General features: G+C 72.2%; 14 protein-coding genes. 2 read left to right on the top strand and 12 right to left on the bottom strand.

From position 1 onward, the window contains the following. The first annotated feature begins 682 nt into the window (after nt 1–682). A complete protein-coding gene (locus IEY33_RS05655; RefSeq protein WP_229670804.1) occupies nt 683–1,291 on the top strand; it encodes a ParA family protein in 609 nt (202 codons plus the stop codon). Next, nucleotides 1,288–1,662: a hypothetical protein gene (locus IEY33_RS05660; RefSeq protein ID WP_188961323.1), complete on the top strand. Its 375-nt coding sequence runs from the start codon at nt 1,288–1,290 to the stop codon at nt 1,660–1,662. Before IEY33_RS05655 ends, IEY33_RS05660 begins: the two co-directional genes overlap by 4 nt. A gap of 271 nt (nt 1,663–1,933) precedes the next feature. Here the strand turns inward: IEY33_RS05660 and thrC are convergent, their stop codons facing one another. From thrC to IEY33_RS05720, 12 genes are all read right to left on the bottom strand, one after another. Further along, complete coding sequence (thrC, locus tag IEY33_RS05665; protein ID WP_188961324.1) at nt 1,934–3,376, bottom strand: threonine synthase; 1,443 nt, start codon at nt 3,374–3,376, stop codon at nt 1,934–1,936. 114 nt (nt 3,377–3,490) lie between these two features. Beyond that, a complete protein-coding gene (locus IEY33_RS05670) occupies nt 3,491–4,810 on the bottom strand; it encodes a cobyrinic acid a,c-diamide synthase CobB (protein WP_229670805.1) in 1,320 nt (439 codons plus the stop codon). Nucleotides 4,811–4,862: 52 nt separating this feature from the next. Then, a complete protein-coding gene (locus tag IEY33_RS05675; protein WP_188961325.1) occupies nt 4,863–5,963 on the bottom strand; it encodes a CobW family GTP-binding protein in 1,101 nt (366 codons plus the stop codon). After that, nucleotides 5,960–7,549 (bottom strand): precorrin-3B C(17)-methyltransferase, encoded by a 1,590-nt coding sequence (gene cobJ / locus IEY33_RS05680; protein ID WP_188961326.1) that lies wholly within the window; start codon nt 7,547–7,549, stop codon nt 5,960–5,962. Before cobJ ends, IEY33_RS05675 begins: the two co-directional genes overlap by 4 nt. Next, nucleotides 7,546–8,316: a cobalamin biosynthesis protein gene (locus IEY33_RS05685; RefSeq protein ID WP_188961327.1), complete on the bottom strand. Its 771-nt coding sequence runs from the start codon at nt 8,314–8,316 to the stop codon at nt 7,546–7,548. The genes cobJ and IEY33_RS05685 overlap by 4 nt, the downstream gene beginning before the upstream one ends. After that, a complete protein-coding gene (gene cobM / locus IEY33_RS05690) occupies nt 8,313–9,095 on the bottom strand; it encodes a precorrin-4 C(11)-methyltransferase (protein WP_229670806.1) in 783 nt (260 codons plus the stop codon). Before cobM ends, IEY33_RS05685 begins: the two co-directional genes overlap by 4 nt. A gap of 44 nt (nt 9,096–9,139) precedes the next feature. After that, complete coding sequence (gene cobI, locus IEY33_RS05695; protein WP_188961328.1) at nt 9,140–9,865, bottom strand: precorrin-2 C(20)-methyltransferase; 726 nt, start codon at nt 9,863–9,865, stop codon at nt 9,140–9,142. Then, nucleotides 9,862–10,971: a cobalt-precorrin-5B (C(1))-methyltransferase CbiD gene (gene cbiD / locus IEY33_RS05700; RefSeq protein ID WP_188961739.1), complete on the bottom strand. Its 1,110-nt coding sequence runs from the start codon at nt 10,969–10,971 to the stop codon at nt 9,862–9,864. Before cbiD ends, cobI begins: the two co-directional genes overlap by 4 nt. Further along, complete coding sequence (locus tag IEY33_RS05705) at nt 10,968–12,575, bottom strand: precorrin-8X methylmutase (RefSeq protein WP_229670807.1); 1,608 nt, start codon at nt 12,573–12,575, stop codon at nt 10,968–10,970. The genes cbiD and IEY33_RS05705 overlap by 4 nt, the downstream gene beginning before the upstream one ends. After that, entirely contained in the window at nt 12,572–13,282 is a 711-nt protein-coding gene (locus IEY33_RS05710) for a cobalt-precorrin-7 (C(5))-methyltransferase (protein WP_188961330.1), read from the bottom strand. Before IEY33_RS05710 ends, IEY33_RS05705 begins: the two co-directional genes overlap by 4 nt. Then, entirely contained in the window at nt 13,279–15,144 is a 1,866-nt protein-coding gene (locus tag IEY33_RS05715; protein WP_188961331.1) for a VWA domain-containing protein, read from the bottom strand. Before IEY33_RS05715 ends, IEY33_RS05710 begins: the two co-directional genes overlap by 4 nt. Then, nucleotides 15,141–19,517 (bottom strand): cobaltochelatase subunit CobN, encoded by a 4,377-nt coding sequence (locus IEY33_RS05720; protein ID WP_229670808.1) that lies wholly within the window; start codon nt 19,515–19,517, stop codon nt 15,141–15,143. The genes IEY33_RS05715 and IEY33_RS05720 overlap by 4 nt, the downstream gene beginning before the upstream one ends. Between the last annotated feature and the right edge of the window lie 3 nt (nt 19,518–19,520).

The following is a 19,520-nucleotide window of genomic DNA, read 5'->3' on the forward strand; positions in this document are numbered from 1 at the left end:
GGGCGCGTTTGACGTAGTTCTGGACGGTAGTTCGTCCCAGCCTGACACTGCGACCGATGTCTCGGTCGCTGAGGTGGTGGTCGAACTTGAGTCGAAGGACATCCTGGATTTTTCGCATCGACACTCTCTTTTTGGTCATCCTTCAGGATGACCGTGGAGTCTCGTGTGCTGGCAGAGAGGTGGCCCGATAACCCGAGCGCCGGTGGCCCGATCAGCTCAGCACAGGTGGCCACGTCGACTGAGCGCGGGTGGCCCGAATGGGTGAGCATACGCACCCCTCGCAGCCGAACAGGAGTTCGGGCCGAGATGCGGCCGGTTTGGCGTACACGGTTCCTCTGCGAGAGCGACTATGAATCGTGTTCATGTGTGTGTTGACGCGTATGTGCGTGGACGTGTGTTTATGAATACGTGTACACGCATACACATGTGTACAAAGCGAAGCCCCTTGTTTCCGCCCGCTCGCCCAGCGTTCAGTTTCGTGCCGTTCTGCAGGCATCTCCAATGATTGTGTACGCGTGGACGTGTCGTGAAATACACACATCAGTGAGCCGTGGAGGTGCAGGGCAGTCTCACGCAAGTGTGTGTACGTGTGTGTACGTGTGTGTACGGGTGATCCCGTGTGCATGTGCGTGCTAACGTGGGTGTCATGACAGGTACACACACAGGCCCACTGGTGATCAGCGTGGCCAGCCTGAAGGGCGGGGTGGGCAAGACCACGACCGCCATCCACATCGCCGCTCACCTGGCCCTGGCCGGCCAGCGGGTTCTGCTGGCCGACGGTGACCGCATCCGGACCGCGACCGCCTGGGCACGCGGAGGGAACCTGCCGTTCCCGGTCCTGCCGATCACGGCGCTCGCCCGCGGCGTCAGTCAGTACGACGCCGTCGTCATGGATACCGAGGGCGGCGTGGAGAACGGCAAGCTCGTCGAATACGCGCAGTCGAGCGACCTGATCGTGCTGCCCACCAGCCCCGACATCAACGGCCTGGACGGCGCCTCGCAGACGGCCGAGGTCCTGCGTGCGGGCGGCGTGCCGAGCACGCAGTCGGCAGCGCTGCTGACCATGGTGCGGCCCGGCGGCATGAAGGACATCAACGCGCGGCGCGGCCTGCAGGAGATGGGCCTGCCGGTGCTGAAGGCCAGCGTACGGATCAGCGAGGCGTTCCGGGACGCGTCGAACGGTGCGGTGCTGGTGCGGGACGTGAAGAGCGACGTCGCCCCGAAATGCTGGCGTGACTATCAGGACGTGACGGCCGAACTCATCGCCAGGATCACGGGGAGGATCGCATGACCGACATCAAGAATGCTCTCGCGCAGCTGCGCGCCGCCCGCGGCGCCGAGGACGCCTCCGCACCCGCGCCGGTCGAGCCCGCGCCAGTCGCACCTGCACCTTCGCCTGCCGTGCCACCGCCCGCCACGACGGAAGTGGAGGCGAGCGTGCCGCGCGGCGAGATCAAGACCCTGGCGGGACGGGTCCCGCTGCAGCTGCACCGTGACCTGACGCGCGCCCTGCTGGACGCCGCCGACGAACTGAAGGTCGGGAAGGTGAACGTGGACGAGGGGCTGGAGGCCGCGATCCGCGTGGTGCTGCGCGACCCGGCCGCGACGCAGGAATGGTACGCGCAGCTGCGTGAAGTGCGCCGCGAGAAACGCGAGGGCTGATACGGTTTTGATCCGATTCCAGGGATGCCGGAAACAGCACCGACATCCCTTCTTGGGCAGAACAGCGCCCATGAGGACGCTTGCCCGCTTCCATCTCCTCCAAACCGTACTTTTTGGTGCTCGCTTCGCTCGGCTGAACTCTACAAGTTCAGCTCAAAACCGCATGATCCGGAATCCGGTGCCTCCGGTCGGGTGAGTGCCGCCCGGACCGTGCAGGAGTAGGGGGAACGAGTGTACGGCTCGTTCCCCCTGCTCCTGTCATTGCGGTCCGTCAGCGGGTGGGGCTGACCTCGCCTTTCAGGGCGCCGAGCTTCGCGGCGATGTACGCCTTGAGGACCTGAACGTCGTTCGGCATGACCTCGAAGGTTCGCGGCGCGTCCTCGATGTTCAGGAAGCGTTCCGGGCGTCCGGGGATGCGGCCCACCGCTTCCTGCACCGTCTCGCCGAACTTGGCGGGCAGCGCCGTCTCCAGGCACACCATCGGCACGCCGGGCCGGAGGTGACGCTCGCCGACGAGCACGCCGTCCGCGGTGTGCGGGTCGATCAGGCGCCCGTACTCACGGTCGATGCGGCGGATGGTGTTCAGCCGGTCCGCGTGCGTGCTGCGGCCGCTGCGGAACTCGCTGGCCGTCACGGCGTCCCAGTGGGCGCTGCCGTGCAGGGCGACAGGCTCGCCGCGCCCCACGCCTTCCCACCACGTGCGGGTCTGTGCACCGTCGCGGTCTGCGATGAGGTACAGGTACCGTTCGAAGTTCGAGGCCTTGCCGATGTCCATGCTGGGGCTGCTCGTCATGGCGACCCGTTCGGCGGGCCGGACGTGGTACGTGCCGCTGCTGAAGAAGTCGTGCAGCACGTCGTTCTCGTTGCTCGCCACGATCAGCTGCCCGACGGGGAGCCCCATGCTCTTGGCGAGATACCCGGCGAACACGTTCCCGAAATTCCCGGACGGCACGCTGAAATCCACCGGCTGGCCCGGCGCGAGGTTCAGGGCGAGGTACGCCTTGAAGTAATACACGGCCTGCGCGAGCACACGCGCCCAGTTGATGCTGTTCACGGCGCCGATCTCGTACCGGGCCTTGAAGGGCGCGTCGGCGTTCACGGCCTTCACGAGGTCCTGGCAGTCGTCGAAGACGCCCTCGACCGCGATGTTGAAGATGTTCGGCTCGTGCAGGCTGAACATCTGCGCCTGCTGGAAGGTGCTCATGCGGCCGTGCGGGGACAGCATGAACACGTTCACGCGCGCCTTGCCGAGCATCGCGTACTCCGCGGCGGAGCCGGTGTCGCCGGACGTCGCGCCGAGGATGTTGAGGACCTCGCCGCGCCGTTCGAGGACGTACTCGAAGATCTCCCCGAGGAACTGCATGGCCATGTCCTTGAAGGCGAGGGACGGGCCGTTCGAGAGTTCCAGCAGGTACAGCTGCGAGTCGCCCAGCCGCGTGAGGGGCGTCATGTCGGCGCTGTGGAACACGTCGCTGCGGTACGTGCGGTGCAGCAGGGCGCGCAGGTCGTCTTCCGGCACGTCCGTGATGAAGGGCCGCATGACGGCGAACGCGAGGTCCGGGTAACTCAGGCCGCGCAGCGCTTCGAGGTCGGCCGGTCCGAAGGCGGGGATGCTTTCCGGCATGGCGAGCCCGCCGTCCGGGGCGAGGCCCATCAGCAGCACATCCGAGAACTGGCCCAGGTCCGGGGTGCCGCGCGTTGAAACGTACTTCATCTGTGTTCCTCCAGTGGGTCGCGTGCCGGGCGGACGCGCGACGCTCCCGTACCCGTACTCTAGAGGACCGGCAAGGCGGGCCGGGAGGGGCGGGGCAGACATCCTGCCTTCACGTCAGGGCCTGGCGTCCAGGCAGGCGCGCACGAGGCGGGCGGGGAGGGCCGGGTCGGCACTCAGGTGCAGGTGCAGGTAACTGGCGAGCACGTTGCCGCGCGCGTAGCCTTCCGGTACGCCCTGCACGTGGTACGCGGGGTGGGCGGGCGTGCCGTCCAGAACGCTGTAATGGAATTCGTGAGCGCGCAGGGGCGTGCCTGCCGGCGCGAGCGGCGTGTCTTGCAGCGACGTGACCTCGCGGTACCCGAGCGTCAGGCGGCCCGCCATGCGGGTGCGTTCCGGGACGACGCCGCACATGGGATACGTGCCGTCCTGCGTTTCGAGGGCGTGCGAGAGGTACATCAGGCCGCCGCACTCGGCGATCACGGGGCGGCCCGAGCGGCAGAAGTCGGCGACGCTCTCCCGCATGGCGTGGTTGGCGCTCAGCGCGGCCGCGTGCGCTTCCGGGTATCCGCCGCCGATGAGCAGGCCGTCCGCGTCCGGCACGCGGTCGTCCAGCAGCGGACTGAACGGCACGAGGTCCGCGCCCGCCTCCTGCAGGGCGTCGAGGGCGTCCTCGTAGTAGAAGCTGAACGCCTCGTCACGCGCCAGCGCGATCCGGACGCGCGGCCCGCTGCGGCCGGTGCCGGGCGCGCGGGCGGGCAGGGGAGGGGCGGCCGTCACGGCGAGCAGCGCGTCCAGATCGAGGGTCCCGGCGGCGCGCAGCAGGGCGTCCCGGTCGTGCGGGTGCGTCTGCGCCGCCAGCAGGCCCAGGTGACGGCTCGGGAGGTGCAGCGCCTCCATCTTCGGCACGTGCCCGAAACAGCGAATCCCGGCCTGCTCCAGGGCCGCGCCGCACAGTTCCGCGTGCCGGGCGCTGCCCACACGGTTCAGGATCACGCCCGCGAGCCTCACGCCCTGCCCGTAGTCGCGCAGGCCGCCCGCGACGGCCGCCACGGTGCGGGCCATGCCGCCCGCGTCGATCAGCAGCACGACCGGCAGGTCCAGCGTCCGCGACAGGTGCGCGCTGGAATGCTCGTCGCTGAGCGGATCGCGCCCGTCGTACAGGCCCATCACGCCCTCCACCACGCTCACGTCCGCGTCCCACGCCGCGCGCGCGAACACCTCGCGCAGCCGTTCCTCCGGCAGCAGGAAACTGTCGAGGTTCCGGGCGGCCCGGCCTGCCGCGCGGCTGAGGTGCGTCGGGTCCAGGTAGTCCGGCCCGGCCTTGAACGGCTGCACCTTCAGGCCGCGCGCGTGCAGCGCCGCCAGGACGACGCTCGTCACGGTCGTCTTGCCGCTCCCGGAGTGCGGCGCGGCCAGCAGGAACCGCGCCGTCACCGCTGCCCCCGCGCCGCACGGCGGGACGCGGAACGTGCCTTGCCGCCCGTCGTCACTCCCACGTGCTGCCGGTCGCGCCGCTGAGCACCTGAATGACCTTCTTGCGGTTGATGTGGTACCCGATGAAGACCAGTTCGCTGCGCGGCACGGCCTGCTCGCGCAGCTCGCTGTCCACCCGCGTCCGGACGGCCTGCACGGTCAGCGTCTGCCCGGCGTTGATGTGCGCGAAGCCCTTGGCGCGCAGCACCGGGAACTTCCGCGCGATGTCCGCCAGGATGACCGGCAGGCGCTGCGGGTCCTGGGGGGTGTCCGTGCTGAGCAGGAAACTCTGCCAGCCGGTGTCGTGCACGTGGAAGTGCACGTGCGTGTTCATGCTGTGCAGGTGCGCGCCCAGGTCGCCGTGACTGTGGCCGTCCAGCAGGTGCTGCGCCTCCAGCGGCAGGCTCTCCTCGCCCGGCACGCCGCGCACCGGGCCGTGGTGGTGCGTCCCGGCGTCCAGTTCGTGCAGGTGCAGGCCGAGCGTGAGCTGCGGGTCGAGCTTCGCGCCGTACGCGAGTTCCATGAAGCGCACGCGGGGCGCGCGGGCGCGCACGTCCCCCTCGGCGCGCAGCAGGTCGTACTCGTTCAGGGCGTCGATCTTGTTGAGGACCACCACGTCCGCGTGTTCGAGCTGCGCGTCGAACAGTGCCTGCACGGCCGCGCGGGACGGCGCGTCCTCGCTGCCCTGCGTGCCCGCCTCGAAGTCACCGCCGAGCAGCAGGGGCGTGTCCACCACCGCGATCGTCGCGTCGAGCACGAAGTCGGCCGCGAACTCCTCGGACTGCAGGACGACGTACACGGCGGTCGGGACGGCCAGCCCGGACGTCTCGATCAGCACGTGGTCGAAACGGTGGCGGCGGCGCTGCAGTTCGCGCAGGGTGGGGATGAAGGCGTCGTCCTGCGAGTACGCGATCAGGCCGCCCTCCAGGTCGAGGATCTCGCAGTGCCCGAGCTGTTCGGAGCGGAGGATCTCGCCGTCCACGTTCTTCTCGCCGAACTCGTTCACGAGGACCGCGAGGCGGCGGTCGGGCGTGTCGCCGAGCACGCCGCTGATGAGGGTGGTCTTGCCGGACCCGAGGAAGCCGGTCACGACGGTCACGGGCGTCTGTTTCATGGTGTGGGGTGCTCCTGCAGGTTCAGGACGGCGCTCAGCACGTCCGCGGGGTCGGTGTAGGGGGCGCTGGTGCTGAGCGCGGGGCGGCGCAGCACGATGAGCGGAATGCCGAGCTCCTGTGCTGCCGCGAGCTTGTCGTGCGCGCCGCCGGCCTCGCCGCTGTCCTTGGTGATGACGGACTGCACGCCCCAGTGCCGCCACTGGCTGACGTTCTGCTCGCGCGTGAACGGGCCGAGCATGGCGAGCAGGTTGCGGGACGGAATACCGGCCGCGCTGGCCGCGTCGAGGCTGGACGCGATGGGGGCGACGCGCGCGTACGGCTGCAGGCCCTGCGCTTCGGGGAGGCGCGTGAAGGCACTCAGGCCGCCCGAGCCGGTCGCGAGGAACACGCGCGGCCCGGCCTGCGCCGCGGTCCGCAGGGCGTCCTCGGGGCCGTCCACGAGCGTCACGCCGGGTGTGCCTTCCGGCAGCAGCGGCGGGCGTTCGTATCGCAGGTACGGCAGGCCGAGTTCCTGTCCGAGCAGGGCGAGCTGCGCACTCATCACGGCCGAGTACGGGTGCGTGGCGTCCACCACGGCCTTCGCGCCGCGCAGCACCTGACGTCTGGCTTCCACGCCGCGCCGACCGGCGTACACGAACGCGCCCGGCACGGCGTCCCGCGCGACCCGGCCGCCGTACTCGGTCGCGACGGACACCACCACCGTCTCGCCCGCCTGCACGAGGTCGCGGGCGATGGCGTTGCCGTCCGAGGTGCCCGCGAACACCCAGACCGCACCGGCGGGCGGGGCGTCCGGTTCGGGCGCGGCCTGCACCGGAGCGGCGGGCGGCGCTTCCTCCGTCCAGGCGTTGTAGCCGCGCGGCGTGTACATCCACTCCTGCCCGCCCGGCTGCGTCTTGCGGCGCGTGAAGCGGTTCCCGATCACGAGGCTCGTCAGCATGTCGAACCGTCCCCGCCGCAGTTCGCCGAGCGTCGTGATGCGCACCGTCTGGTCCTCGCGGTACGCGTTGCGGACCACGCCGCACACGGTGTCCGGCGACTTGTGTTCCAGCATCAGGTCCAGCACGCGGTACACGCCCTCCTGCCGCCCGCGGCTCTGCACGTTGTAGAACACGGCGCACAGGTCCGCCTGCGCAATGTGCGTCGCGCGCCGCTCGATCCACTCCCAGGGGCACAGCAGGTCCGACAGGGACAGCGTGGCGTAGTCGTGCGAGAGGGGCGCGCCCAGCAGGGACGCGCAGGCGTTCGCGGCACTGATGCCCGGCACGACCTGCACCTGCACGGTGTCGTCCTCGCGCAGTTCGTCGAACGCCAGGGTCGCCATGGCGTAGATGCCGATGTCGCCGCTCGACACGAGCGACACCGTGCGGCCCTCCCGCGCGAGGTTCAGGGCGAGCTGCGCGCGTTCGCGTTCCTGCGTGAGGGGCGGCGCGTGCTGTTCCTTGCCCTCGATCCACGGCGCGATCCAGCGGAGGTACAGGTCGTACCCGACGATCACGTCGCTCGCTTCCAGCGCGTGCCGGGCGAGGTCCGGGATGAGTTCCGCGAAGCCCGGCCCGACCGACACGAGGTTCAGCCGTCCGCTCATGCCTGCACCTCCGGCGCGGTGGGAGGCTGGGGCGTCCAGCGGTCCTCGACGGCCGCGACGGTCACGCCCTCGTGCACGAGGCGCGGCACGATCAATGTGCCCCTGGGGCTCGCGAGGAGCGCGCAGGGTTCGCTCACGCCGCGCGCGCCGGTCACATGCTCCACCCACGCGGAGGGCGCGGTCACGAAGGGCCGGGCCTGCAGGTCGCGGGCCGAGAAGATCCGCAGCGGCAGGCCGTGCGTGTCGCAGAAGTCCAGCAGGCCTGCCTCGTCGCGCTTCAGGTCGATGGTGGCGACCTCGCGCACGTCCGTCAGGCGCTCCCCGATGGCGCGCATGACGGCGGCCTCGACGGTGGTGGCCGTGACGCCGCGGCGGCAGCCGATGCCGAGCGTGAGGGGTCTGGTGGCCTCGGTGGCGGTCGTCACGACGGGCGTGGCGCCCGTCAGGTTCGCCACGCGGTACGCGAGGGCGTTCGCGCCGCCCTCGTGGCCGGACAGCAGCGACACCGCGAAGCGGGCGCCCTCGTCGAGCAGCACCACGGCCGGGTCGCTGAGCTTGGAGATGGGCAGGCCGCTCAGGGAGCGGGTGGCGATGCCGGACGCCATGAGCAGCACCCACCCGCCGAAGTCACGGAACTGCGCGTGCAGCAGGTCGCGCGGGGAGCGCGCGGCGTCCCAGGGGCGCAGGAGCGTGGCGTTCAGGCCTGCCGAGAGGGCCTGCGCGAGCGGGAGCGCCTCGCGGCGCACGGGCAGCACGGCGAGCGTCACGGGGCACTCCCGGCGTCCGTTTCGGGATCGCTGGCGCGGCGGAAGCGGTGCGCGTACTGCGGGTCGTACAGGCGCGACGTGACGCTCAGGTCCTCGCCGAGCGCGCCGCCCACCAGCACCATGGTCGTGAGCGCCCACTCGCTGAGCGTCAGGCCGTCCAGCAGCGTCCCGAGCGTGGCGCGGTGCTGGCGTTCCTCCGGCTGCGAGACGCGCTGCACGAGCGCGGCGGGCGTTTCCGGCGGGTAGTGCGCGAGGAGTTCCTGCACCACCGTCTCCAGCTGTCGTCCCGACAGGAACACGCACATGGTCGCGCGGTGCGCGGCGAGCAGCCCGAGCGCCTCGCGTTCCGGGACGGGCGAGGCGCGCCCGCTGCCGCGCGTGATGATGATCGTCTGCGACACGTCCGGCCGCGTCAGTTCGGCGTTCAGGGCGGCGGCGCACGCCGTGAAGCTCGACACGCCCGGAATCACCTCGAAGGGCAGGTCCAGGGTGCGCAGCAGGTCCATCTGCTCGGCCGTCGCGCCGTAGATGGCCGGGTCGCCCGAATGCAGCCGCGCGACGCTCCAGCCGTGCCGCAGGGCACGCGCGTACCAGTCGCGCTGCGCGTTCAGGTCGAGGGCGGCCGTGTTGACGGTCTGCACGCCGGGACGGCAGTGCTCCAGCACGGCTTCCGGCACGAGCGACCCGGCGTACAGCACCACGTCCGCCGTCTGCAGGGCGCGTGCGCCGCGCAGCGTGATGAGGTCCGGCGCGCCGGGCCCGGCGCCGATGAACCACACCTTCGCGGTGCGGCCCGTGGGGGTGGGGTGGGGGGTGGGGGAAGTCAGGTGAATCGCCTCTCTTTGGGGGTCCGGACGAGCAGCACCGACAGGTAGCCGGGCCGCGTGAGGTCGGTGGGAAGGTGGGTCAGGGTGGGCAGCAGCCGCTGTTCGGGCAGCCCGAGGCGCGACGCGAGCGTGGCGTGCTCCGTGAGGTTCAGCTCCTGCAGCAGGGCCAGCACGGCAGGAAAGCGGTGCCCGATCTTCATGACGGCCACCACGTCGTGCGTGAGCAGGTCGCGGCGCAGGGCGTCCATGTCGTCCGGGCAGGGGAGGATCAGGGTGCGTTCCTTCTCCTCCCCCAGACTGAACTCGGTGAGGCTGGCCGCCGTGGCGTAACTGGTGATGCCGGGATGCGTGACGCGCACCGAGTCCGGCATCACGGCCCGCAGCTGCGCGAGCAGGTAGCCGTACGTGCTGTACGTCATGCTGTCCCCGATCGTCAGGTACGCGACGGTGCGGCCCGCGCGCAGTTCGCCCGCGATCTCCTGCGCGAGCGTACGGTAGTGCGTCTCGATGCGGGCGTCGTCGCCGTCCATCAGGAACAGCACCTCGCGCACGCGGGCCGGGTCGAGGTCCAGGCCCGCGAGCATCGCGAGCGCGACGGACGACCCGGACACCTGCGAGCGCGGCGCGTACACGAGGTCCGCGCCCTGCAGGTCCTGCCACGCCGCGACGCTCAGCGAGCCGGGCGTGACGCCCACGCCCACGCCGATGAAGCGGCCCGTCACGCGCCGAACCCCGTGTGGGCCGCGCCGAGCGCGCGGCCGTTCATGGCGAACAGGCGCACGCGCACCTCGCGCGCCCGGGGCACGCGGGCGTGCATGGTGGCGGCCACGCGCGACTCCACCGCCCTCCAGAAGTCCGGGTGGTCGTAGGTCATGGCGATCTCCTCCACGGTGTTCGCGCCGCGCATCCGGGCCGCGTCCTGCTGCCAGGGGCCGCTCACGGCCACGTCCGCCAGGGCGTTCATGGCCATGCCGCTGCGCTGCGAGTGCGTGTCCCAGTCGCCGTTCAGCACCTTGGCGAGCTTGGCGGGGTGGCCCGCCACGAGCAGCAGCGGCAGCTCCTGCTGCCGTTCGTTCAGGCACGTCTGCGCGGCGTCCAGCGAGAAGCCCACGAAGTTCGAGATCTGGATGATCTGCCGGTCACCCACGCCCAGCGACCGCGCGAAGTCCCGCCCGAGCCGTCCGGGCGTGAAGGCCATCACGTCCGGCTGCACGCCCAGCGCGACGCGCACGTACACCTCCACGGACGCCATGTACGCTTCCAGGCTCATCGGTTCCACGATGCCGGTCGTGCCGAGGATGCTGATGCCGCCCAGAATGCCGAGCTTCGGGTTGAAGGTCCGGCGCGCGATGCGTTCGCCGTCCACGCAGCCGACCGTCACGTCGTACCCGGCCGCGTCGCCCGTCAGGTCCTCGACCGCCTGACGCAGCATTCGGCGCGGCACGGGGTTGATGGCCGCCTCCCCGATGGCGACCTGCAGGCCGGGCGCGGTGACGGTGCCGACCCCCTCGCCTGCGAGGCAGCGGACGGGGCCGCCCGCGTTCGGGGTGACGTGCGCCCAGATGGTCGCGCCGTGCGTGGCGTCCGGGTCGTCCCCGCCGTCCTTGAGGACGCTGGCGCGCGCGCCCGTTCCGTCCAGGGCGGCGTCCTGCACCGGGACGGCCAGCACGTGCTCCCCGTCCGGGAGCGGCACGTCCACCTCGCGCAGCGTCTCGCCGTGCAGCAGCAGGTGCAGCGCGGCGCGGGCGGCGGCGGCCGCGCAGGTGCCGGTGGTCCGGCCGCGCCGCAGGCCGTTCCCGGCAGGGACCGTGAGATCGAAGCGCTTCAAGAGGCGGCGTCCCTCCCGGCGGGGGCCGCGCCCGGCAGGGCGTCCGGGCTGCTGCCTGCCAGTTCGCCCGCCTGCGCGAGGCGGTTCTTGACCTCGATCATCAGGACGTTCACGACGCTCGACGCCCATGGGCTGCCGCCCAGCGTGCCCGCGTTCGTGACGCGCGGCACCTGCAGGCAGGCGCGCAGCGTCGCCTTGGTCTCGCGCGTTCCGACGAACCCCACCGGCAGGCCGATCACCAGCGCGGGCCGCCAGCGCTGCTCGCGGATCAGGCGCACCGCCTCCGCGATAGCCGTCGGCGCGTCCCCGATGGCGAGGATGCAGTCGTTCCCGAACTTCTGCCACGCGCGCCGGATGCCCGCCGCGGAGCGCGTGATGCCCTCCTCGCGCTGCAGCAGGAAGCTTTCCTTGTCGTGCACGCCGCACCACACGCGCACGCCCAGCTCGTTCACCAGTTCGCGCTTCAGGCCGCTCTGCACCATCGTCACGTCCGTCACGACGGTCTTGCCTGCCAGGACGGCGCGCACGCCCGCCTCGACCGCGCCGGGCGACACGTACAGGTCCTCCACGATGTCCACGTTGCCGCTCGTGTGCACCAGCCGCTGCGCGAGGTACCGCCACTCGGCGGGCACGGTGGACCAGTCGCGCGCCGCCGCGATGATCTCGAAGCTTTCCGCCTCGATGGGGTGCGGCACGTACCGCTCCCAGCGTTTCGCGGGGACGGGTTCGGCACGGCCCGCGAGGCCACGCACGGCCGCGTGATGGCTGACCTGCGCCTCACCCACCTGCGACTCGTACCCGACGACCGCCACGCGGTACTTGCACAGCGAGCAGTTCATGTGCGCGCGTCCCTCGAAGCCCTCGCGGGCGCGTTCCAGGAACACGCGGGCCACGTCCCGGTGCGGCCCGAGGTGCGCGCTGGCGAGCACTTCGAGGTCCGGGTGGCGTTCGCGGGCGGCGTGCACGGCGGCCTGCACGCGCTTGACGAGCACCCCGTCGAACAGGAAGTACGGCAGCACCACCACCCGCTCGAAACCCAGGCGCGCCGCGCGTTTCAGGCCCTCGTCCACGCGGGGCGACGCGGTGCCGCTGAAGCACACCACGCTCCCCCCGTACCCCAGGCCCTCCTCCAGCATCCGCGTGAGCTTGTACACGTCGCCGTTCGCGTCGGGGTCGGTCGTGCCGCGCCCCACCACCAGCAGGCAGGTCCGGGCGCGCGCCACCGTGCGTCCGGACGCGGCCTCGGCCTCCACCAGCCGTTCGCGGCACACCTGCAGCAGCAGCGGGTGCAGGTCCATCGCGGCGGCGTAATGGACGCGCGCCGCGGGGAACTCGCGCTGCAGGGCCTGAACCTCGCTCGGCAGGTCGTTCTTGGCGTGCGTGGCGGCCAGCAGCACGCCCGGCACCACCACCACGTCCTGCGCGCCCGCCTCCAGCTGGGTACGGACGGCCACGTCGATGGTGGGCGTGGCGAACTCCAGGTACCCGTACCCGACCGGTTCGGCCGACAGGTCGTTCATGTGCCCGACCAGCGTCTCGAGTTCCGCCATGCTGGACGGGTCGCGGCTGCCGTGCCCGGCCAGCACCACCCGGTACGCGCTCACGCCGTCCCGCCGGGCAGCGCGCCGGATTCGGGCGAGTCGAGCTGGCTGGGGAACGCCTGCGGCGCGCGGATCAGCATGATGGACAGGTCCGAGAACGCCTGCGTGCATTCGTCCAGGCGGCCCGCCCAGGCCGCGTCGCGCTGCGTGAGGGCCTCCCAGACCTCCACCTGACGGTCCGGGGCCACGCCGTGCTGCAGGCAGTGCGCGGCGACGTCCCTGGGCATGAAGTCCCAGGGGCGCGGGATCACGATGGCGTTCCGGCCGTCCTGCAGCGCGTGGATGAGGTGCGTCTTGAAGGGCTGCACGTCGCCGCGCCGGTGGAAGGTCAGGAAGGTCGTCTCGTCGAAGCACACCCGGCCCCGGCTCGCGAGGATCTGCGCGCTGGAGATGCCGGGCACGGTGTCCACCCGTTCACCGCACGCGAGTTCCACGCGCTCCAGGAACTGGAAGCCGGAGAAGTGCACGTCGCCCATGAACGCCACCACGCAGCGCTTCCCGGCGTGGTGCAGGGCCGCGACTTCCGCGAGGCGCTGCGTCTGGTCGCGGTACCCCATGCCGATCCGGACGGCGTCCGGGCGGATGAGGGGCGCGACGAGGTCGAGGACGGTGTCGAAGCCCGCCACGACCTCCGCGTCCGTGATGAGGTGACGGCCGAGCGACGTGAGGTAGTCGAGGCTGCCGGGACCGATGCCGATACAGGTGATCATGAATGCTCCATTCGGGCGGGGTCCGCGTGCGTGGCGGCCCCGCCGGTGTGTGTGGTGTGGTCCGGGTGCAGGGGGTGCAGGTCGGCGCCGAGGGCCGAGGCGAGCGGCGCGGCGCGCCCGAGGGAGTGAGGGCCGAGTTCCGTGTCGATGACGGTCAGGGCGACACCCAGGTGGCTGGCCACGTCCCGCAGGTGGGTGGCCGCGCCGAGCGAGTCCTGCCAGGGGTCCTGGCCGCCCGGCAGGGGGACGTTCGCGCGCCCGTCCGTGAAGAGCGCCACGCTCCCGCCGGGAGGGGAGAGGTCCTGCAGCAGGTCCGCCGCGAGCGTGAGGGCCTGCGCGAGCGGCGTGCGCCCGCCGGTCGGCAGGAACTCCAGGGCCGCGCGCGCCTGTCCGTGCTGCGCCGTGGGCGGGCACAGCAGTTCGGCGCCCGCGCCCCGGAACGCCACCACGGCTGCCCGTTCGCCGGACGTGAGGGCGGCGAGCAGCGACAGGGCGGCGCCCTTCACGGCCCGCATGCGTTCGCCCTGCGCGTGCGAACCGCTCGCGTCGATCAGCAGCAGCAGCAGGCGTCCGCCGACCTCCTCGCGGACCCGGCCGCGCAGTGCGTCCCGCGTGAGGGCGGGGCGGCCCGAGCGGGCGAGCGCGGCGTGCAGGCTGGCGCGCACGTCCAGTTCGCGCGGTTCGGGGTCCGGGACGCTCCGCACGGTGCGTCCGCGCGCCGTGTCGCCCGTGGGGGCGCTGCTCAGCGCGAGGCGGCCGGTGTGCCGTTCGGCGGCCCGCACGGCGAGGTCCGGTGCGTCCTGGGCGAGCGGCGCGAACACCCGCTCGTCTGGCCCCTGCGCGAGCGGTTCCGGGCTGTCGTCCGGCGGGAGCGGATCACGCTGGCCCGGCGATGGAAGCGTCTCGTTCGGGGTCTCCTGCGGCGCCTGCGGGGGGGGCGGTGATGGTGGTGGCGGCGGTGGCGGGCGCAGGGCGGGCGGCGGCACGCTGCCGGACGGCAGGCGGTGAGCGAGCACCAGCGGCAGCACCGCGTCCACGTCCTCCCCGCTCACCTCCCCCCGCAGGTGCAGCGCCGCGTGCGCCCGCGCCGCACGCACGAGCGCCAGGTCCGCGCGCAGCGACGTCACCCCGTGACGGCACACGTCCTCCGCCACGCGCGTGAGCAGCACGTCCGGCACGGTCACGCCGCCCATTGCCGCGCGCGCCGCCGCCACCTGCGCCGCCAGCTCCTCCTGCGCCCGCGCCCACCCGGCCCGGAAGGCGTGCGGGTCCGCGTCGAAGGCGAGTCGGCGCGCCAGCACCTCGCGCCGCACGCTCACCTCGTCCGGCGCGCGCACCTCCACCGTCAGCGCGAAACGGTCGAGCAGCTGCGGCCGCAGCGCCCCCTCCTCGGGATTCATGCTGCCCAGCAGCACGAACCGCGCCGCGTGAGCCTCGCTGAACCCCTCGCGCTCCAGCACGTTCACGCCGCTCGCCGCCACGTCCAGCAGCGCGTCGATCAGGTGCGCGGGCAGCAGGTTCACCTCGTCCACGTACAGCACGCCGCCGTGCGCCCGCGTGAGCAGACCCGGCTTCAGGGCGCTCTCGCCCCGCAGGGCGCGCTCCAGGTCCAGGCCGCCCAGCAGGCGGTCCTCGGTCGCCCCGACCGGCAGGTTCACGAACGGCGACCCGGCGGGCAGCAGTTCGGCCAGGGCGCGGGCCGCCGTGCTCTTCGCGGCGCCCTTGTCGCCGCGCAGCAGCACGCCCAGCGACGGGTCGGCGGCGCACAGCAGCAGCGCGAGCCGCAGCGTCTCCTGCCCCACCAGCGCCGCGAACGGGTAGAGCGGCGGCCGGTGCGCCGACTGTGCTGACGGCGGCGTCACGGCGTCACCCCGCGCGCCCGGCCCGTCTCGCCTCTTGCCTCCAGCAGCGTCTCGCTGTCCAGCAGCACGTCCCGCAGCGCCTGCAGCGTGCCCGGGTCCGGCTGCTCCCACAGGCCGCGCTCGGCGGCCTCCAGCAGGCGTCCGGCGACCGCACCGAGCGCCCAGGGGTTGCTCTCCTCCAGAAAGGCGCGCGTGACGCTGTCCAGCGCGTACGTACGCGCGAGGTCCTCGTACACGAAGTCCGGCGCGACGTGCGCGGTCGCGTCATACCCGAAGATGTAGTCGACGGTGGCCGCCAGTTCCAGCCCGCCCTTGTACCCGTGCCGCCGGATGCCCTCCAGCCACTTGGGATTCACGACGCGTGACCGGTGCACGCGCAGCGTCTCCTCGCGCAGGTCACGCACGGCGGGCGACTCGGGCCGCGACGTGTCCCCGAAGTACGTGGACGGCTGCGCGCCCGTGAGAGACCGGATGGTGGCGATCATGCCGCCGTGGAACTGCAGGTAGTCGTCGCTGTCGAAGATGTCGTGCTCGCGGTTGTCCTGGTTGTGCAGCGCCACCTGCACGGTCCGCAGGCGCGCGGCGAACACCTCGCGGGCGGGCGTGCCGCTCCCGGCGCGCGTGTACGCGTACCCGCCCCACTCCAGGAAGGCGCGCGCGAAGTCCGCGTCGTCCTGCCAGTGGCCCGTCTCGATCAGCGGCAGGATGCCCGCCCCGTAACTGCCGGGCTTCGCGCCGAACACCCGGTAGCGGGCCTCCTGCTCGCGCTCGTCGAGGGGGCGTTCGTCCGGCACGGCGAGTTCCGCGAGGTAGTGCTTGCGCGGGAAGTTCAGTTCCGGGTCCTCGTCCAGGCCCGTCACGAGCGTCACGGCGTCGTCCAGCAGGTCGATCAGGTGAGGGAACGCGTCCCGGAAGAACCCGGAGATGCGCAGCGTCACGTCGACGCGCGGCCGACCGAGTTCCGCGAGCGGAACGACCTCCACGCCCTCCAGTCGCCGCGACGTGCCGCTCCAGACGGGCCGCACGCCGAGCAGCGCGAGCGCCTGCGCCACGTCGTCCCCGTGCGTGCGCATCTGCGCGGTGCCCCACGCGGACAGGCCCACCATTTCCGGCACCTGACCGTGCTCCCGCCGGTAGCGGTCCACCGTCTCCCGCGCGAGCGCCTGCCCGACCGTCCACGCCGCCTGGGACGGCAGGGCGCGCGGGTCCACCGCATAGAAGTTGCGTCCGGTCGGCAGGATGTGCGCCATGCCGCGCGTCGGCGCGCCGGACGGCCCGGCCGGCACGTACCGGCCTTCCAGCGCGTCCAGCGTGTGCCGCACCTCGGCGTCCACCGCCTCGAGGTTGGGGACGAGCGTGCCGCACACGAAGTCCAGCACCGCCGCCACGTCCGCACTGTGCAGGCCCAGCACGGCCCGCTGCGCGTCGTCCGCGCGGCCCGGCAGGAAGCCGTCTTCTTCCAGGCGCGCCATGAGGTCCAGGCTCAGGGCGTCCAGGCGTTCCAGCACGTCCGCGTGCGCGTGGCACGTCACGCCGCGCACGTCTGCGGGCGCGGGGAGGCGCTCGCCGGGCCGCGCGAGCAGCGCCGCGAGCTCGAAGCCGAACGCCGACGCGAGCGACGCCTGCAGGCCCGGCACGCCCGCGTTCGGGAGGCGCGTCAGGGCGCGCAGCATGTCCGGCAGGGGCGGCATCTGCCCCAGCACGTGCAGCCCGTCCCGGATCTGCGCGAGGCCCAGTTCGCACAGGTACCCGTCCAGGTCTTCGAGCAGGTGCGCGACGCCGCTGCCGTCCATCTCGGCCAGCGTGACCGGCACGCCCTCCGGCGTGAGTTCGTCGTCCCACTCGTGCTTGTGGTCGCCGTGGTCGGCGCTCAGCATGCCTTTCAGGTCGAGGTCCGCCTGCAGGTTCGTCTCGCGGATCAGGTCCCAGATCTGGCCCTGCAGCAGCGGCAGCTTGCCGGGGTCGAGCTTCTCGACGGCGTAGTACTCGTTCACGAGCGCGTTCAGTTCGCTGAGCGGCCCGTACGTCTCGGCGCTCGTCATGGGCGGCGTCAGGTGATCCACCACCACCGCGTGCGCCCGGCGTTTCGCCTGCGAGCCCTCGCCGGGATCGTTCACGATGAAGGGGTACACGAGCGGCGTGTCGGTGAGCAGCAGGTCCGGGAAGCACTCGCGGGACAGGCCGACGCCCTTGCCGGGCAGCCACTCCAGCGTGCCGTGCTTGCCGACGTGCACGACGGCGTGCGCGCCCCACCCGCCCTCGCTGCGCGGCGAGGTCAGCCAGCGGTAGAAGGCCGCGTAGTGATGCGTGGGCGGCAGGTCCGGCTGGTGGTAGATGGCGTCCGGGTCCATGCCGTACCCGCGCGGGGGCTGCAGCGCCACGAGCGCGTTCCCGAGCTCCATCGCCGCGAAGTGGTGGTGCTGCGCGTCCCCCCACGGTTCCGTCAGTCCGGCCGGGACGGGCGTGCCCGCCACGAGCTTGCGGTCGATGCGTGACCGGCCCGCCCGGACGCTCGGCCCGAGCGCGAGCGCCTCGCCCCACTGGTCGTTCATGCGCTGCCGGGGCGCGTCCGGCAGGGACCGGTGCCACTTCAGGTACTCGGCCCGGCCGTACCGGTACGCGCGGGCCGGATCGAGCGGGTGCGCGTCGTCGTACGTGCCGCGCGACAGCAGGTCGTGCATCAGCGTGTCGCTGTGCGCGGGCAGGTCCGGCAGGCGGTAACCGCGGCCCTTCATGGCGCGCAGCAGGTTCAGCAGGCTGGCGGGCGCGTCGAGCCCCACCGCGTTCCCGACCGACGCGGCCTTCGCGCCGGAATTCGTGAACACGAACGCCACCCGCTTGTCCGTGTTCGGCAGGTGCCGCAACTCCGCCTGCCGCGCCGCGATGCCCGCCACGCGCGCCGCGCGCTCCGCGTCCGGCACGTACACCACGCCGTCCGGCGTGGACTCCTTGAAGGACAGCGGGACCGTCACGATCCGCCCGTCGAACTCCGGGATGGCGACGTTCATGGCGGTGTCCAGCGGGTTCAGGCCACGGCTCGACAGTGCCCACGCGCCGCGCGCCATGCCGCTCGCGACCGCCTGGATCACCGGCACGCCCAGCCGTTCGAGCGCCGTGACGTTCCCGCCCGACAGCGTCACCCCGCCCGCGTTCACGTCGCCCAGCGCGAACGACAGCGTGCTGACGAGCGCGTCCACCCGGCCCAGCATCGGTGCGAGCGCCAGCGGGAAGCCGTCCTCCTGCGCCTTGAGGCTCGACGTGAACACCGCGAGCGCGTTCACGCCTGCCGCGTCCAGCGCGTCCAGCAGCACGTCCACGAAGGCCGTGTTGCCGCTCAGCAGGTGCGCGCGGTAGAAGAGCACGCCCACCGTGGGCCGTCCCGGCGTCGCCTGACGCGCCCAGTCTTCCAGCGTCGCGCCGTCCAGCGCGGGCAGGTACACGCCGTGCTCCGGCGTGACGCGCGCCGCTTCGCTCCCGAAGGCCGTGAGCAGCGTCCGGTCCGACAGGGCGCGCAGGCCCTGCGCGAGGTTGCCGGGACCGCCGTGCATGAACGCCAGCGTCAGCGTCTCCAGCACGTCGAGCGGCACGTTCCCGGCCCGCGCGAACTCCGGGTCGAGTTCGCCGACGCCGCTCACCACCGCGAGATGCTGCCCGCGCGCGCGGGCATGCGCCTGCAGCGCCGCGAACCCCGGCAGGCCCGAAAGCGACCCGTGCACGCGCAGCACCACGACGGCCGCGCGGCCCAGCTCGCCGTCCAGCAGCAGCTGCATCGCTTCCGGCGTCCGTACCCGCTGCAGCGGGTGCGTGAACAGCGCCGGGAAGCCGGGCGGGAACTCCTCGCGCGCCCGGCTCAGGGCGAGCAGGTCCGTGTCCGCGTGCGACAGCACCGCGATCCCCGACAGGTCCGCCTGCTCCGCCGGGACGGGCGCCGCCGCGTCCTCCTGCGGCGCGCGGTACTCCCAGTCGTAGAAGTTGAAGACGTACTCCGACAGGTCCGGCGGCGGCACCAGGAAGCGGTCGGCGGCGATCATGCTCTCGATGTAGTCGTAGATCAGGCCCACCTGCCACTCGGTGTTCACGCTGTGGAACCACACGCTGCGCCCGTCGAACACCAGCGACGCCACGTTCGCGAGCGTGCACGGCCCCAGGCAGCCCGCCCGCGTCAGGTGCACCTGATTCCTCAGGCGGCGCGACACCCATTCGTTCTTGTACGCGTCCACCGGCAGCGGCGCGTACCCGCGGTCCGTGTGACCGCAGCAGCAGCCGGAATAGCAGTACGACAGGTGACCGCGCCGCTGCACGATGTTCACGGTGCGGCCGTCGGCACGCGTGACCTTCTGGCGGTGCAGGGCCGCGCCCTGACCCTCAGTCACGGG

Origin of the sequence: Deinococcus aquiradiocola (assembly GCF_014646915.1) — a bacterium.
Taxonomy (GTDB): domain Bacteria; phylum Deinococcota; class Deinococci; order Deinococcales; family Deinococcaceae; genus Deinococcus; species Deinococcus aquiradiocola.